Source organism: Shouchella rhizosphaerae, from assembly GCF_036700015.1.
GTDB classification, from domain to species: Bacteria; Bacillota; Bacilli; order Bacillales; family Bacillaceae_D; genus Shouchella; species Shouchella rhizosphaerae.
The window spans coordinates 803,728-818,111 of record NZ_CP144921.1 but is presented as its reverse complement, the minus strand read 5'-3'; the positions used below and the strand labels follow the sequence as shown (position 1 = coordinate 818,111).

The 14,384-nt window shown below is 43.8% G+C and carries 19 protein-coding genes; 11 read left to right on the top strand and 8 right to left on the bottom strand.

Features of this window, described 5'->3' with window-relative positions:
* Positions 1-20 precede the first annotated feature (20 nt).
* Positions 21-269, top strand: a complete 249-nt coding sequence (locus V5G21_RS04345; protein WP_035202827.1) for a hypothetical protein — start codon at positions 21-23, stop codon at positions 267-269.
* A gap of 108 nt (positions 270-377) precedes the next feature.
* On the opposite strand, the gene adaB is transcribed toward V5G21_RS04345, so the two are convergent.
* Together adaB and V5G21_RS04335 are read right to left on the bottom strand one after the other, a co-directional pair.
* Positions 378-911, bottom strand: a complete 534-nt coding sequence (gene adaB / locus V5G21_RS04340; protein ID WP_011247996.1) for a methylated-DNA--[protein]-cysteine S-methyltransferase — start codon at positions 909-911, stop codon at positions 378-380.
* Position 912: 1 nt separating this feature from the next.
* A complete protein-coding gene (locus V5G21_RS04335; RefSeq protein ID WP_338465245.1) occupies positions 913-1,533 on the bottom strand; it encodes a bifunctional transcriptional activator/DNA repair enzyme AdaA in 621 nt (206 codons plus the stop codon).
* Positions 1,534-1,764: 231 nt separating this feature from the next.
* On the opposite strand from V5G21_RS04335, the gene V5G21_RS04330 reads away from it, so the two are divergent.
* The 4 genes from V5G21_RS04330 to yidA all read left to right on the top strand — a co-directional run bounded on the left by V5G21_RS04330 (position 1,765) and on the right by yidA (position 6,130).
* Positions 1,765-2,676, top strand: a complete 912-nt coding sequence (locus V5G21_RS04330) for a DNA-3-methyladenine glycosylase (protein WP_338465244.1) — start codon at positions 1,765-1,767, stop codon at positions 2,674-2,676.
* 356 nt (positions 2,677-3,032) lie between these two features.
* Positions 3,033-4,130, top strand: a complete 1,098-nt coding sequence (locus V5G21_RS04325) for a Gfo/Idh/MocA family protein (RefSeq protein ID WP_338465243.1) — start codon at positions 3,033-3,035, stop codon at positions 4,128-4,130.
* Between the two features lie 158 nt (positions 4,131-4,288).
* On the top strand, positions 4,289-5,242 hold the full coding sequence (locus V5G21_RS04320) for a ribose-phosphate diphosphokinase (RefSeq protein ID WP_011247992.1): 954 nt from the start codon (positions 4,289-4,291) through the stop codon (positions 5,240-5,242).
* Positions 5,243-5,311: 69 nt separating this feature from the next.
* Positions 5,312-6,130 carry a sugar-phosphatase gene (gene yidA, locus V5G21_RS04315; RefSeq protein WP_063608552.1) on the top strand — a complete coding sequence of 273 codons (819 nt, stop codon included), beginning with the start codon at positions 5,312-5,314 and terminating at the stop codon, positions 6,128-6,130.
* A 45-nt stretch (positions 6,131-6,175) separates the two neighbouring features.
* Here the strand turns inward: yidA and V5G21_RS04310 are convergent, their stop codons facing one another.
* From V5G21_RS04310 to V5G21_RS04300, 3 genes are all read right to left on the bottom strand, one after another.
* Positions 6,176-6,676, bottom strand: a complete 501-nt coding sequence (locus tag V5G21_RS04310; protein WP_011247990.1) for a DinB family protein — start codon at positions 6,674-6,676, stop codon at positions 6,176-6,178.
* A gap of 65 nt (positions 6,677-6,741) precedes the next feature.
* Positions 6,742-7,656, bottom strand: a complete 915-nt coding sequence (locus V5G21_RS04305) for a helix-turn-helix transcriptional regulator (protein WP_063608550.1) — start codon at positions 7,654-7,656, stop codon at positions 6,742-6,744.
* A gap of 16 nt (positions 7,657-7,672) precedes the next feature.
* On the bottom strand, positions 7,673-8,236 hold the full coding sequence (locus V5G21_RS04300) for a YdeI/OmpD-associated family protein (protein ID WP_338465242.1): 564 nt from the start codon (positions 8,234-8,236) through the stop codon (positions 7,673-7,675).
* 309 nt (positions 8,237-8,545) lie between these two features.
* On the opposite strand from V5G21_RS04300, the gene V5G21_RS04295 reads away from it, so the two are divergent.
* Genes V5G21_RS04295 through V5G21_RS04285 form a run of 3 tightly spaced genes read left to right on the top strand, consistent with a single transcriptional unit; the run spans position 8,546 to position 10,619 of the window.
* On the top strand, positions 8,546-9,262 hold the full coding sequence (locus tag V5G21_RS04295) for an SDR family NAD(P)-dependent oxidoreductase (RefSeq protein ID WP_011247987.1): 717 nt from the start codon (positions 8,546-8,548) through the stop codon (positions 9,260-9,262).
* Positions 9,262-10,260: an S-adenosylmethionine:tRNA ribosyltransferase-isomerase gene (locus V5G21_RS04290; RefSeq protein ID WP_011247986.1), complete on the top strand. Its 999-nt coding sequence runs from the start codon at positions 9,262-9,264 to the stop codon at positions 10,258-10,260. The genes V5G21_RS04295 and V5G21_RS04290 overlap by 1 nt, the downstream gene beginning before the upstream one ends.
* Positions 10,257-10,619 carry a VOC family protein gene (locus V5G21_RS04285; RefSeq protein ID WP_011247985.1) on the top strand — a complete coding sequence of 121 codons (363 nt, stop codon included), beginning with the start codon at positions 10,257-10,259 and terminating at the stop codon, positions 10,617-10,619. Before V5G21_RS04290 ends, V5G21_RS04285 begins: the two co-directional genes overlap by 4 nt.
* Here V5G21_RS04285 and V5G21_RS04280 read toward each other — a convergent pair.
* Both V5G21_RS04280 and V5G21_RS04275 read right to left on the bottom strand, forming a co-directional pair.
* Complete coding sequence (locus V5G21_RS04280) at positions 10,588-11,247, bottom strand: response regulator (RefSeq protein ID WP_011247984.1); 660 nt, start codon at positions 11,245-11,247, stop codon at positions 10,588-10,590. The genes V5G21_RS04285 and V5G21_RS04280 overlap by 32 nt on opposite strands.
* The gene (locus tag V5G21_RS04275; protein WP_011247983.1) at positions 11,244-12,356 is read right to left on the bottom strand and encodes a GAF domain-containing sensor histidine kinase; all 1,113 of its coding nucleotides are present in this window, start codon (positions 12,354-12,356) and stop codon (positions 11,244-11,246) included. Before V5G21_RS04275 ends, V5G21_RS04280 begins: the two co-directional genes overlap by 4 nt.
* A gap of 146 nt (positions 12,357-12,502) precedes the next feature.
* On the opposite strand from V5G21_RS04275, the gene V5G21_RS04270 reads away from it, so the two are divergent.
* The 3 genes from V5G21_RS04270 to V5G21_RS04260 all read left to right on the top strand — a co-directional run bounded on the left by V5G21_RS04270 (position 12,503) and on the right by V5G21_RS04260 (position 13,783).
* Positions 12,503-12,742, top strand: a complete 240-nt coding sequence (locus V5G21_RS04270) for a hypothetical protein (protein ID WP_011247982.1) — start codon at positions 12,503-12,505, stop codon at positions 12,740-12,742.
* 289 nt (positions 12,743-13,031) lie between these two features.
* Positions 13,032-13,154, top strand: coding sequence for a hypothetical protein (locus V5G21_RS04265; protein ID WP_257006216.1), 123 nt, complete (start codon positions 13,032-13,034; stop codon positions 13,152-13,154).
* Positions 13,151-13,783: a protein kinase family protein gene (locus V5G21_RS04260; protein ID WP_338465241.1), complete on the top strand. Its 633-nt coding sequence runs from the start codon at positions 13,151-13,153 to the stop codon at positions 13,781-13,783. Before V5G21_RS04265 ends, V5G21_RS04260 begins: the two co-directional genes overlap by 4 nt.
* Positions 13,784-13,816: 33 nt before the next feature.
* Here V5G21_RS04260 and V5G21_RS04255 read toward each other — a convergent pair whose 3' ends face one another.
* Positions 13,817-14,326: an Rrf2 family transcriptional regulator gene (locus V5G21_RS04255; RefSeq protein WP_338465240.1), complete on the bottom strand. Its 510-nt coding sequence runs from the start codon at positions 14,324-14,326 to the stop codon at positions 13,817-13,819.
* Positions 14,327-14,384: the final 58 nt, after the last annotated feature.

Genomic DNA, 14,384 nt, shown 5'->3' with positions numbered 1-14,384 from the left:
ATCGAAAGGTGGTAAAGAAAATGAGAGAACCTGCTAAACAAGAGATTATTGATAAACTGGAGCTTGTGCTACAAAATAAACTTACAAAAGAAGAAGTGGCTGACTGGGCCTCCAAATATGTGGTGACAGACGATTACCCTGTAACGGATTTAACTGTTTGCAGGTTTCTAAAGACTGTCTCAGGCCTAGATACGCTATTGGCCCCTGGAGAATACATGTATGATGATGGTGATATTAAGAATTGGATGAACAAGTATTCGAACAAGTGATTATACAGTCATTCCCGCAAAATTAGAGCGGCGATTTTTTTGTTTTATTCCACTCTACCTAATTTACGGTAGGGCTAGGATTCCCGTGACGGAACCTCCTTTCACTAATCACTCATTGCTCGATAAGCCTTGTCTTTCCAAATCCAAAAGCCGTGTCTTCATTTCGAATCCACCGCGGTAGCCAGTTAATGATCCATTTTTTCCTACTACACGATGACATGGTACGGTGATTAATACTGGATTCGCTCCAATCGCCGCCCCTACAGCTCGAACGGCTGCTGGTTTATTTATAGAATTGGCAATGTCGGAATAGGACCTAGTTTGTCCGTACGGAATTGCACAAAGTGCGTTCCAGACTGCAAGCTGGAATGCTGTTCCATCGTAATCAAATGAAACCGTAAAGGTTTTCCGTTTTCCTTCTAAATACTCGGTGATTTCAACCGCATAGGGCTCAAGCTTTTCAGCTGCTTCCACCAAAGGACTTCTGCTAAAGCGCTTCTTAGCCCATTCGGACAATTCCTCGAATGGTTTGTTCGGTGAGCCAACAAACACAAGTCCCTTAGATGTGGAAGCAATATAAAAATTCAAATCTCTAAACGTTAGCAAAGACCAATAAAGGATTGGTTTGTTGTTTGATTCCATTTTACCGTTCCTCCATTTTACTGATTTGACGGAATTGTGCTGGTGTATGTCCCATTTTCTTTTTAAATAAAGTAATAAAATAGGACGTGTTAGGCATACCTACACTTATGGCGATATCCGCAATCGCTTTATTTGTGCGAATCAAATACTCTTTAGCAGCGTTTAATCGAACCTGTTGGATATATTCGACTGGTGTGATGCCTTTCATTTTTTTAAACGTACGATGCAAATGATAGGGACTCCCGTGAGCAATATCTGCTAACGTTTCTAGAGTTAACTTTTCACTGAAGTTTTTATCAATGTATTCCGTTATAAGAGCTACCCATTCACGATCAGGCAAGCTCTCATTCGTAGGCTTGCAACGTTTACAAGGGCGGAAATTTGCATCGAGCGCTTGTTTTGCGTTTGAAAAAATACGTACATTTTCTTTTTTAGGAACGCGGGATTTGCATGACGGTTTACAGAAGATCCTGGTGGTTTTTACGGCATAGAAAAATTGATTATTGTACGAGGCATCATTGTCTATAATTGCTTGCCACTTTTCATTTGTCATCATGTTCTCGTCAGTCAAAACGCCGTGACCATGACTCTGTTGAAATGGATGATTGATACGATCCGGCATTCCTTTCACCTCTTTTTACAATATCCCCTTTTAATTGCGGTTCTGTATGACTATTCCTTTTCTTTTTAGCATCTTTAATACCTAACACTATAACCTTATAAATAAAAAAATATAAGGTGTTTAGAATGTAATAGCAAGATAACAAAATCAGTACTGATTATTATGTGATAAAGTGAACTTCAATCAGTGTGAGTTTTCTTGGTAATAGTCATAAAGAGAGGAGATGAAAAAGTGACATGGCATGAAATCAACGATGAGATGATTATTGCATTACCTGAAGAGTTTGACATGAATGCTAACCTAGGCTATCTAAAAAGAGAAAAAAATGAATGTATGTATGAAACTGAGAACGATCACATTACAAGAATGATAGCCATTGGGGAAATTCGGTCCTTGATACAGATAAGCGTCATTGATAATAAACAAATGGTTGTCCAGTTTTTAAATGATTCTAGACCTAGCGAAGAGTGGCAACGAGAAAAAATTGTAAAATATATTCATGAATGGTTTGATCTTAATACCGATTTAACCCCATTTTATGAAATGGCAAAAGCAGATCCATTACTTAAAAAGACGGTTGAAACATTTTATGGATTGCGAGTCGTCGGCATTCCCGATTTATTTGAGGCTTTATGTTGGGGTGTTCTAGGGCAGCAAATTAACTTAGCGTTTGCATACTCATTAAAGAAGCAATTTGTAGAAGGATTTGGCGATTCCATCGAATGGAATGGTAAAAAGTATTGGGTATTCCCACCGTACGAACGAATTGCACAGTTAACACCTACCGACCTAGCAGGTATTAAAATGACGGTAAAAAAAAGTGAATATATCATTGGAATTGCCAAGCTTATGGCAAGTGGAGAATTGTCGAAGGAAAAATTAATAAAAATGGACTTTAAAGATGCTGAAAAAAACTTAATTCAAATACGAGGCATCGGTCCTTGGACAGCCAATTATGTTCTGATGCGCTGTTTGCGATTTCCTACCGCTTTTCCAATCGATGATGTCGGTTTGCATAATGTAATTAAGCTACTCACAGAATCCGAAACAAAACCAACAAAAAAAGAAATCAAACAGTATGCTGCCGCTTGGACAAATTGGGAAGCCTATGCAACGTTTTATTTATGGAGAACCCTATATTGATGTATTGTTAAAATGGAGAATACAACACAATTTACAAGGGAGTAGGCTATACAGCCCATGAACTGGTTTGAAGGTTCATACGATACGATAGAAGATCAACAAATTTCTACCAGCAAAATATTTCAGGGTACATTAGATCGTTAGCTAAACAGAGGAGTTTTATGGATTTCCTCTTTATTCAATTCACGGTAAGGACTAGGTGGGTTTAAAACTGCCACAACCCATCCAGCTGATGCTTGTCCATTTGCCTTAATCGCAACGAAATCTGAAATAGAATCTGAAATAGGTTGCTATTTTTCATTTACGAAATAGAATGAAAGCGCTATAATGTGGTGGACTGAAGGGAGAGTGGTGACATGAAAGCGTTAAAGGCAGGCATTGTCGGTTGTGGGAATATTAGTGATATTTATTTTCAAATGAATAACCGATTTGATGCAATTGAGATTATTGCTTGTACTGACTTGAATTTTGCGCAAGCAATGAAGCAGGCGGACCGCTACAGTGGCGTGGAAGCAATGGAAATGGATGATTTTTTTGCCAATCAAGACATTGACATCGTTATTAATTTAACTACGCCGTCTGCCCACTATGTCGTCCATAAACGGGCGCTTGAAGCGGGCAAACATTCATATGGCGAAAAACCATTAGCGCTAACGCTTGAGGAAGCAGATGAACTGCAAGCGCTTGCCGACGAAAAAGGGCTGCTGTTAGGGGCTGCTCCTGATACATTTCTTGGCGGCGGTTTGCAAACGTGTAAAAAACTAATTGATGACGGCTGGATTGGAAAACCGGTTTCGGCAAACGGATTTATGATGAGCCATGGCCCAGAAAGCTGGCACCCAAATCCCGACTTCTTTTATAAAGTCGGGGCTGGTCCAATGTTTGACATGGGCCCGTACTATTTAACTGCGCTGATCTCTTTGCTTGGCCCAATTAAGCGTCTGACAGCTTCGGCTGGCAAGGCATATACAGAAAGAATGATCACGTCTGCGCCAAAATTTGGTGATACGATATCGGTGGAGACGCCAACCCATTTAGCCAGTGTGCTTGATTTTGAAAATGGGGCAATCGCCACGCTCGTTACAAGCTTTGATGTATGGGGCTCAAAGACGCCGAACTTAGAAGTACACGGCACAACAGGGTCGTTGCTTTTGCCTGACCCGAATACATTTGGCGGGCCCGTTTATGTGAAGAGGCAAGGAGAACAAGAGTTTCAAGAAGTTCCGCTCATTTATGGCTTCCAAGACAACAGCCGTGGCCTCGGCGTGCTTGATATGGTTCATGCCATTCAAGAACGTCGTCCGCACCGCGCAAATGGGCGCATGGCTTACCATGTCCTTGAAGCTATGCATGGCGTCCTTGCCTCATCAGAAAATGAGCGCTCTTATTATATGAAGAGTAGTTGTGCACAGCCAGAGGCGTTGCCACTAACAATGACCACAAGAGGGTTTTAAGAACCATACTTGCCGACCTTCCCTTATGTAGGGAGAGGTCGGCAGTTTTTTTCGTTCCTTGGTTTCGCTGTCTTTCGCCGCATAAAAATGACGCCACATTGTGCTTCGCGGCAAAGTAGGCTAAAATCGAATGTGAGACACAGTGCGGAGGGATGCATGTGGGTTATTCTATTGACAAAAAGAAGTTTAAGCTGTTCACCGTTCACTCCAATCCATTGCTGACAAATGAAATCGCTTCTTTGCTCGGTTGTGCAGTTGGAAAAAGTTCGGTTAAACGCTTTAGCGACGGCGAGGTGCAAATCAATATCGAGGAAAGTGTCCGCGGTTCAAAAGTGTTTGTCGTTCAATCAACATCACAACCTGGCAATGAACACGTAATGGAACTATTGATTATGATCGATGCGCTAAAGCGGGCGTCTGCAAAAGAAATCAATGTGGTTATTCCCTATTTTGGCTATGCTCGCCAAGACCGCAAAGCTCGGGCACGTGAGCCGATTGCAGCCAAACTGGTTGCCAACTTGCTAGAGACGGCAGGGGCAGACCGGATTTTAACGGTTGATCTGCATGCCCCGCAAATTCAAGGGTTCTTTAATATCCCTGTTGACCCACTTCAAGGGCTGCCACTTTTAGCGCGATATTTCCTAAACAAAGCGCTTAAGCAACCTGTAATTGTGGCGCCAAATCATTCTGGGCTTGGCCGTGCGCGGCGATTAGCAGAATATTTGGATGCGCCAATTGCCTTTATCGATAAACGCCACCCAGAACCAGGGTTTCCACAAGCTGTGAACGTTGTCGGCGACACAGAGGGAAGGGAAGCGATTATTGTAGATGATTTGATTGATACGGCGGCCACTGTGACATTAGCGGCCAATGCGTTGCAAGAAAACAAAGTGAGTGCGATTTATGCCTGTTGTACCCATCCTGTTTTGACAGGGCCGGCAATTGAACGGTTGCAAATGGCGCCAATTAAAGAGATTGTCGTCACCAACACGATTGAATTAGACGACGATAAAAAGGTTGGGAACTTGACTGTACTTTCAATTGCTCCGCTATTGGCGGAAGCAATTTACCGAGTTCATCGGGAGCAATCGGTGAGTACGCTGTTCCAGTAACCCCTTGCTTGGGAAAGGGAATCTCCCAAGGAGGCATATCGAAAAGAGAGAAGCGTAGGAGTGGAAAATATGTACAAATTGATTGCGATTGATATGGATGGGACGTTGTTGAATGACCATCATGAAGTGACACCGGAAGTGAAAAAGGCGCTTTTAGAAGCACGCCAAGCGGGAGCGACAATCGTTCTTTGTACAGGGCGTCCTTTAGGTGGCGTCACCCGCTATTTGCACGAGTTGGAATTGAACCAAAAGGGCGACTATGTGATCGCCTACAATGGGGCGCTTGTACAAGATACGCATACCAATCAAGTCGTTGTTTCACATACGCTCCGCTATAATGATTTAGTCGAGTTAGACGAACTGGCAAAAACGTTAAATACGCCTATGCATTATTTTGACGATAAGCGGCTTTACACTGGAGACCGAGACATTAGCCCTTATACGGTGTATGAGTCGTTTCTGACAAAAGTTCCGTTGCGTTATTGTCCAGTAAAGGAAGCAGATCCTTCGATACTCGTGCCAAAAGTGATGTATATAGATGAACCTGAAAAACTGGATCAGGCGATTGCCGCAATTCCAGCTGCTGTAAAGGAACGTTATTCCATGGTCAAGAGCGCGCCGTTTTTTTATGAAATTCTCCATCCACTCGTCAGCAAAGGCAATGCGGTCAAACATCTTGCTGAAAAGCTTGGATTTGAGCGTGAAGAAGTGATGTGCATCGGCGACAACGGCAATGACTTGTCGATGATCGAATATGCTGGCTGCGGCATAGCGATGGAAAATAGTATACCAGAGCTAAAAGCCGCTGCAGATATCGTCACAACTTCCAATAATGAGGACGGCGTCGCCCACGCGATCCGTACGCAATTTTTGCAATATGCTCATTAACAAAAAAAGGGTTGGCGGCGTTTCGCTGCCAACCTTTTTTTGTGCCTAGCTTTGGTACCAATACAAGGAGAAGTCAGTCATTGTCGAAGCATACCCTTGTTGCCTTAACATGGTTGTGATGTTGCCTCGATGATACGTGCCATGATTGGCAACATGGAGTAAAATTTCTGCGTAAGCCGTTTCTCTAGCGCCAGACCATGGATTATTCACTTGTATTTTTTGTTCTAAGTCTTTTTGGCGATTCATCCACTCGTCATACTGTGAAGCTAGTTGTTCAAAAGACTGAATAAATTCGTCTATAGAGTATCGATTCGTTTTTTCGACAAGGGCGATCGATTCTTCCAGTGCTTCTTGCATATCGATTCCTTTTAGGACGGCGAGCCACATTGCATCTACGACATAAATGTGGCTAAACGTTTGGGCAATCGTCGGATACGAACTGCGCACCTCATCGTATAGGACATTGCTTGGCAATTCGTTCATTTTTTCCAGTAATACGTGATTCGCCCAAATATGATAGTGGTACATCTTTTTTGCATGGTTCATTTTTCAGATCGACTCCTTAACGGTTGATAGCTGTAGTATAAAAAAAGATGTATGACAACAGCCTGTCATACATCTCGATAAACATTTATTATTTTTTTTGCCTCATCTACTAAAACCGTTTGTAATTCCACAGGTTTGACAATTTTAACGCCGCTGCCAAAGCTTAAAAGAATCGATTTTAACCATCGAGCATGCAAAGGTTGATACACAGAAATGGTAAACGTCATACTTCCATCACTGTTCTTAACTTTTGAAGCATGCTGGAATTGGTCCAACACTTCTACTAAGGAATCGCGACTTACCCAAATGACAACATCCTCAAATCGTTCTAGATTTTTAGCTGAAAAAGATGTATCCCTTTTCACGTCGTGATTTTTGGTAAATGTTTTTTCTGTCAGCGTAATATTCATCATACGTGATACTCTAAATTCTCTATAGTTGCCCCGTTCTTTGCAGTAGCCATATAAATACCAGTTGCGAAACTTATATTGAATGTGAATAGGCTCTATTTCCCGTGATGTCCATTCGTTTTTACTACTTACATAATCAAAGCGAATGATCCTTTTTTCTTGTATCGCATTTCGCAGACCGATTAATGAATGTGCTTCTGTTCGATGGCTTTCTAAGTCAACTGATAAAATTCCATTGTTTCCACTTGGATCGAGTGATTTTAGCCTTTCAATCGTATGGTCAATTGTTTTATCTTCAAAAATACCCGATAAACTACGAAGCACCGTAATGAGATTCGATAGGTCATAGGAACCGATTAAACTTTTATCAAATTTATACCCTTTGATGATACCGAACCCACCGTTCGTGCCTTGGTATGAAACGACTGGTATCCCAGCCGCACAAATGGCTTCAATGTCTCTATAAATCGTTCGCGATGATACTTGAAATTCATCAGCTAAACGAGAAGCGGACAAAATCTCATTGTTTAGGAGCTTGAATATGATCGATATCAAACGTTCTAATTTCAATTGTACGTTCCTTTCCTCAATAATCGATTAAGCGACCGTTGTCATTCCATTGACCGTACATGTTATTTTCTCTTGTATGTTCAATAAACTTTTTCAATCGCTTATTGAACGTGTCCGGTTCATTTCGATAACTTTGTATCGTATCGATTCGAATCCTTCTGTATAGTTCAGGAAAATGAATAAAGTTCTGATATAATTGCTCCTCTTCTTTCAAACGAGATTCTATATCTTTATCAATTGTAAAAGATTCAGGTCGCATATCGGGGAGTGCTTTCATTCCTTCTTCTCTCATCAAACCTAATTTGTCTAATCTCCGTACTCTTTCTTTGTTTAATTCTGTCCAATGACTGTTCTTTTTTCTCGGGGAAAGCCTTTGAGCTAGTTCAGTATCTGATATTTTCTTTTTTATACCATCAATCCAACCAACACATAATGCTTCTTCCACAGCATCTACATACTGGATAACATTTGGTTGTTCCGCCATGCTTACAATTATCCAACAACATTTTTCTGTAGTTGAATGTTCCTCAAGCCAATCTCTTAATTCTTGCCTTGTCTTAACGCGAAGTAAATTCTCCATTTGTGAACGTACCTTTCTTTAATTAGTATTTGTACTGAGTATCACTCACACAAAGAGTTTTAAAATTATACCATTTATCCGATTACTTCCAATAGGACTAAACCTTGATTAATACCTCTCCATATTCAGGCGGATAGAAACGCTTGTCAGCCGAGACGAACAATAGAACTTAGGCGAACCTATTTTTTATACACCAAAAGATGTATGCGCGACAGAACGAAAGGTGGAACCACATTTACACCTGCCTGCTGAAGCAGGAGGAGGCCCGTTTTCTTAAGATGAGAGTATACATCTTAGGGAGGGATAGCAATGGCAACGATTGTAATGATTACGGGAGCAACAAAAGGGCTGGGCCGTGCTTTAGCTTGGCATTACGGAAGAAAGGGGTACGCTCTTGCTGTGACAGCACGGACGGAGGATGACTTAGTGCAGCTCGCCTCGGCGCTGCAGGCTGAAAACATACCGGTCGTCGCGGTAGCAGGTGATATGGCGAAGGCTGAAGATGCGGAGCGTTTTGCTGCCCTTACGCTGGCACGGTATAAAAAAGTGGATGTGTTGATTAACAATGCGTCGATTTTCGGGCCTGGACCAAGCTTGTTGCTTGATTATCCAGATGCCGCTTTTCAAGAGGTATTGTTAACAAATACACTTATTCCGTATTTCCTTACAAAGCAAATTTTGCCGACAATGCTTGCCCGTGATAGTGGCATTGTCATTACGCTCACTTCAGAAGCAGGAAAGACAGGGTTTGCTGAGTGGGGTGCCTACGGCATTTCCAAGTTTGCAGTCGAGGGCATGGTACAGACGTGGGCCGATGAAGTTGCTGACAGCAACGTTCGTTTCCATCTCGTCGATCCTGGCGAAATGGATACAGATATGCACGCCCAAGCGCTGCCTGATTGCGATTACTTCCTTGATCCACCACAAAAGCGTTTGGCTGTCTTTGACTATTTAATTGAGGAAGGAGCCGCAAACGGCAGCCGTGAAGAAGCGATCGTCCACCAACAGAAAGAGGGGGAGCGATGATGTTGATTCCGACAGAAAAGCGGCTAGATGCAGACACGCCTCCTGAGAAACGGGGGCAAATGCGGGACGGTGTTCGTTTGCTGACGTATTGGAGTGACAGTGGACGAATCGTACACGGGGGATTTTCACAATTAGCTCATCAGCTGGAAGCGGGCGACGTGCTCGTGTTTAATAATAGTCGTACGATCCCGGCTGAACTAAAAACAGTTGATGGCATCCGTGTCCGTTTGTCCCGTGAAGTTGAAGACGGCACTTGGGATGGGCTTATTCTAGGGGAAAGCAGCAAGAAGCTTGAGTTTATGCATGGGCTAAAGGCACTTGTAACAGGCCCTGGGACAGAGCCGCCGTTAGTCAGGCTTGTTTTTTCCTGTAGTTCCAGCCGGCTCCTCCGCGAGCTTTATAGGCAAGGGGATGTGATTCGCTATGAGCATGTGGCCCGCTCTTGGCCATTGCAAGATTACCAAACGGTCTACGCTAGCATTCCTGGTTCGGTCGAAATGCCTTCTGCTGGACGGGCATTTACGTGGCGCATGCTTGCCCATTTACAAAAACACGGCATTCGCCTTGCTTTTGTAACCCTTCATGCCGGTTTAAGCTATTATGGCGACGACAAATGGCCGAATCCAGCACTCCATCCGGAAGCATTCTCCATTGAAGATGAGCAGGCGGCAATCATAAACGACGCCAAAGCGAATGGAGGACGGGTGATCGCTGTTGGAACGACAGTCGTCCGTGCTCTAGAAACAGCAAGCGATGGCAATACTATCATTCCGCAAGCTGGGGTAACGTCACTCTATCTTTCCCGTACAAGCAAGCTGACCGCCGTCGATGGGTTGTTGACAGGTTTTCACGAACAAGAAGCAAGTCATATTGATTTGTTGCAAACTTTTGCCGGTGAAGAAGGGGTAAAAGCTATTTATAAGGAAGCGGTTGCAAAGCGTTATTTGTGGCATGAGTTCGGCGACATGAATTTATTAATGAGGCAGGAGCGGTCGTGAAGATCCATCATCTAGGCCTGGCTGTCGCTGATTTACAGGCAGCCTGGCCTTATTATGTAGCAACGCTAGGCTTCAGGTGGGAATGGTGTATAAGTACGGGCGAGGAGCGCTTTGCCTTTTTCCGAAAAGGGCCGTTCACACTGGAACTCGTGGAAACAGAACTGGAAGGGCAAACGCTCCATCTCGCTTTTTCTTTAGCCGATCATGAAGCGTTTGCTGTGCTGGAAAATACCAAAAAACGCGGCTTTGCGCTTACCGAGCGGTTTCTCCTTAATCGAGACGAAGAGTCGCTTTATTTTGTCCATCCAAATGGGGAAGAAGTGGAATTTATTGTTCATCCAAAAATGAAATGGGCTTAGCAATCCCTGCTTGGATCGCAAACAACGCAGCTTGCGTCCGATCCTGAAGCTCCAATTTGCCAAGGAGATTGGAAACATGGGTCTTTACCGTTTTCTCGGAAATAAACAGCGCAGCTGCGATTTCTTTATTGCTCTTGCCAGTGCTAATTTCTTTCAGCACGTCGACTTCCCTGTCTGTCAAACGGTTCACTTTGTCAGCGACAGAATTGGCCGAGCGCGCGACATGGGTAAGCACATGCTTCATAATCCGGGGGTCAAGAGGAAGTTCCCCGCTATTAGCGGCCTGAATCGTGTAGATCAACACATCAGGTTCCACATCTTTTAGCTGATAGCCACAAGCTCCTGCTTGCAGTGCTTGGATCACAAAGTCTTTTTCTCCATAGCCTGACAACATAAACACTTTTGCCTGTGGATGATTGCGTAATATGACGTGTGTCGCCTGAATACCATCCATGACTGGCATGTCAATGTCCATTAACAGAATGTCGGGGCGGTGGCGTTCGTACAATGCTACCGCTTCTTCGCCATTGCTTGCTTCAGCAACAATCTCAATGTCGGGATGGGCTTCTAAGAAATAGGCAAGCCCTTTACGGACAACATGGTGGTCGTCAGCTAGCAAAATTCTCATTCCTTTTCCCCCTTTTTATCAGGAAAGCGAATTTCCCACGTCGTGCCACTCCCTGGTGCTGATATCAATAACGCCTGCCCGCCTAGTTCTTTTGCCCGTTTGCGGATTGAATCAAGTCCTTGTCTGCGGCTAACATGGTTTGTTTCAAAGCCTTCGCCTTGATCAGAAATGGTTAAAAGCCATTCCCCTTGTGCTTTTGTTAAAGAAATCGTTGCTTCTTTCACGCCAGCATGTTTTTTACAATTGTTTAATGCTTCTTGGATGATTCGGTAAGTAGCTAACTCTGTTTTTGCTGGCCAGTCAACCTCAGTAGGAAGGAGGAGGCGTACAGAAATGCCGATTAAGCGGCTGTACTGTTCGACTGCTTGTGCCAGTCCAGCCTCTAATTCCTCTCCTGAATGGCCTCGTATAATGGCCCGAAGCTCACCTAATGCGGCGCTAACTAATTTGGAAACGTCAGACATTTTCTCTTTCATTTCCTCGTCTTTTGTCCGAATAGCCATCCCTTGCAACGTCATGTTAACGGAAAAAAGCAATTGGTTGACTGAATCATGGAGATCCTGGGATAGGCGTTGCCGTTCATTCAATTCAGCCTGTTCCGCTTCAAAGGCAACAAGCTCCACACGTTTGATCGCTGTTCCGATTTGCAAAGCAATGAGTTCTAACAACTCCAGTTCATCTTGTGCATAATGGTGTTTTTGGGGATGGGCCACGTTTAAGATGCCAAGTGGCTCTTCACCTGCATAGATGGGAACTGTAGCGTGATGGGTAATGCCGTTTGTTTCGCCCCAGCCTCGTTCAATCGCCCGTTCCAAACGTTGGCATTCAATCATATTAACAGCCCGTTCCAATGTCCCATGTAGGAATTGGTTTTTGCACCAGCAACCGCCCTCTTTTAACGGGGTGCAATTTTTTCGTGAAAGTCCTGGCGGAATGCCGCTTGCAGCATAAAGGGTATGGTTTCCCATTTGGTCAATTAAAAAAATCCAGCCACTCGAAAAATCGAGCTCCGCAAGCAATGTGTGCAACACGTTATCAAGCATACGTTTTAAGTCATTCTCGGCATTTAATGTCTGGGAAATTTGTTTTAGCGTGTGGAGATGGCTCATTATATAAACTCCTTTGGTGAAAAGGTACAGTGTGAATTCCTCTTTCTAGTTTAGCATAGGAGTTCTTTGCCGTGCGTTTATGATGTTTAAACAAACAGCAAACGTGAAATAGCAAGGTAACACCTTTAGTTAGAAAGGAAACGAACATGAAACGACACACATTGTTGATTATTGCTGGATTTTTGCTTTTTGGGGCTCTTGTTGGCGGCGGAGCTGGCGCCGGTTTACGCTACCTTTTCCACTATTTTTGGGCCGATGGTCAGCTGCGAGGAGGCGATTTATGGGGAGCGGCAGCGATTGCTGCTGTACCGGGAATGGTGGCTAGCGTCTATTGGGGTTATTTTTACCGCAAAAAAGAACGGAACGAAACCAAGCATTTGCATTAAGTGGGACTCAACAACAAAACGTAAACGATTTGTAAAGACTCTGTGTGAAAGCATGGATTCTATTGCAGCCAACACAAGGATATCGTATAGTTAAACAAAATCTATAGGAAATTCCCAAAGGGGAGTAGCATAAAAGCAGCTGTCGTCATTACAGGAGCAATCCTCGGCACTGCTGGCAGCTCAAGCTTCATGCGCTGCTTGCGAGACCTTTGTCCATGCTGTGGGCAAAGGTCTTTTTTGCGTGCTTTTGCCTGCGGCGTCCACTAGAAAACTAAGGGAGAGATCGGTTATGTCGAAATTAACAAAGCTACTAAAATCGAAAGCGGTACGGGAAGGGGTCAAACAAGCACAAAAACATCTTTTGCCGGGTATCAAAAAAGAGTTGGCAAAGCGAATGTCAAAAAAGCGATGAATGCGGAGACGTCTACAATCTATAGAGATGAATTGGCCAACATTGTATTTGTCAAACAAGGCGGGAAGATAGCGCTAAAAAACACTCCTGCCAACTGGGAACTCATCGGCAAGGGCAGGAGTGCTTACGTTTTCAAAATAATAGGGGAACAGCGGGCGATCAAAGTGTTTTATCCGCCGTTTGAGCATTTGGCGATGGAAGAGGCACGCAACTATGAGAAAGCAGCGGGTATTTCTTTTTTTCCTCGCCTTTACGAAGCCGGTGAAGGATACTTAGTGATGGATTTCATTCGTGGAAAAACGTTTTTTGACTGCTTAGCAGAAGGTGTGGCGATTACAAGGGACCACGTTGCCCAAGTCGACAAGGCCCTTGAATTGGCAAGAAGGGCCGGCTTAAATCCGTCTGACATCCACTTGCATAACCTGCTGTTGACAGAAACAGGCGCTGTCCGCTTAATTGATATTGCTCGTTTTTCTCAAAAAAAGCAATGCACACAATGGCAAGACTTAAAAAGAGGGTATGAGCGCCATTATGGCCAATATTATTTTCCGAAACGAGTGCCAAAATGGTTGATGCGGATTGTCGCCTATTTCTATCAGTTACGAAAACGTTTGAACAGCAAACAGTAAGCTGGCCCGAAAAATAGCAACCCTCCTGTCTGTCTAGCGATTTCGCTGTTCTTTTAATTGGGCAATATCAGGAGAACCGAGGGCGCGGTTCCAGTCAACGAGCTCGATCTTTTCTCGGTTTAACGTCTGATGAATCGCTTCTGCCAATGTGGTCTTGGCCAAGCTAGCCATGTATTGTTCTTGCGCTTCCAGAAAAATGGCTTCAAGCCGTTTTGAACCGGCTTCTGCTGCAGGAATCTCAGGGAAAACATATTGAATTAAGCCTTCCGTCTGCAAGAACGGGCTTGTTCCTTCAATGGCTTCAAGAATATCAAGCATGGTGATCGCTTCAGGCGATTTGGCGAGGGCAAAGCCACCGCTATTGCCAGGGACGCTCGTAATGAGCTTGCTGATGACAAGTTTGCGCATAATTTTCTTTAAATAAGAAGGAGACACGCGGAGACGGGCGGAAATGGTATCGCTTTTGACATGTTGCTGCCCCGTTTGCGTTGCTAAAATGACAAGGATGCAAACAGCTTGTTCAACCCCGCTTTTAATTTTCATTCGATCGCACACCTTTCTATATAAAAGGTTGTTCGCTTTCCACTATACGGCTAGTTGG

Coding starts and splice junctions, on each gene's coding strand:
- V5G21_RS04335 (WP_338465245.1), bottom strand. CDS start 1,533: ATGCCGGATCGTATCAATCATCCATTTCAACAGAGTCATGGTCACGGC.
- V5G21_RS04290 (WP_011247986.1), top strand. CDS start 9,262: ATGTTGATTCCGACAGAAAAGCGGCTAGATGCAGACACGCCTCCTGAG.
- V5G21_RS04255 (WP_338465240.1), bottom strand. CDS start 14,326: ATGAAAATTAAAAGCGGGGTTGAACAAGCTGTTTGCATCCTTGTCATT.
- V5G21_RS04300 (WP_338465242.1), bottom strand. CDS start 8,236: ATGGAGAATTTACTTCGCGTTAAGACAAGGCAAGAATTAAGAGATTGG.
- V5G21_RS04260 (WP_338465241.1), top strand. CDS start 13,151: ATGAATGCGGAGACGTCTACAATCTATAGAGATGAATTGGCCAACATT.
- V5G21_RS04280 (WP_011247984.1), bottom strand. CDS start 11,247: ATGAGAATTTTGCTAGCTGACGACCACCATGTTGTCCGTAAAGGGCTT.
- V5G21_RS04310 (WP_011247990.1), bottom strand. CDS start 6,676: ATGAACCATGCAAAAAAGATGTACCACTATCATATTTGGGCGAATCAC.
- V5G21_RS04325 (WP_338465243.1), top strand. CDS start 3,033: ATGAAAGCGTTAAAGGCAGGCATTGTCGGTTGTGGGAATATTAGTGAT.
- V5G21_RS04275 (WP_011247983.1), bottom strand. CDS start 12,356: ATGAGCCATCTCCACACGCTAAAACAAATTTCCCAGACATTAAATGCC.
- V5G21_RS04265 (WP_257006216.1), top strand. CDS start 13,032: ATGTCGAAATTAACAAAGCTACTAAAATCGAAAGCGGTACGGGAAGGG.
- yidA (WP_063608552.1), top strand. CDS start 5,312: ATGTACAAATTGATTGCGATTGATATGGATGGGACGTTGTTGAATGAC.
- adaB (WP_011247996.1), bottom strand. CDS start 911: ATGGAATCAAACAACAAACCAATCCTTTATTGGTCTTTGCTAACGTTT.
- V5G21_RS04345 (WP_035202827.1), top strand. CDS start 21: ATGAGAGAACCTGCTAAACAAGAGATTATTGATAAACTGGAGCTTGTG.
- V5G21_RS04295 (WP_011247987.1), top strand. CDS start 8,546: ATGGCAACGATTGTAATGATTACGGGAGCAACAAAAGGGCTGGGCCGT.
- V5G21_RS04270 (WP_011247982.1), top strand. CDS start 12,503: ATGAAACGACACACATTGTTGATTATTGCTGGATTTTTGCTTTTTGGG.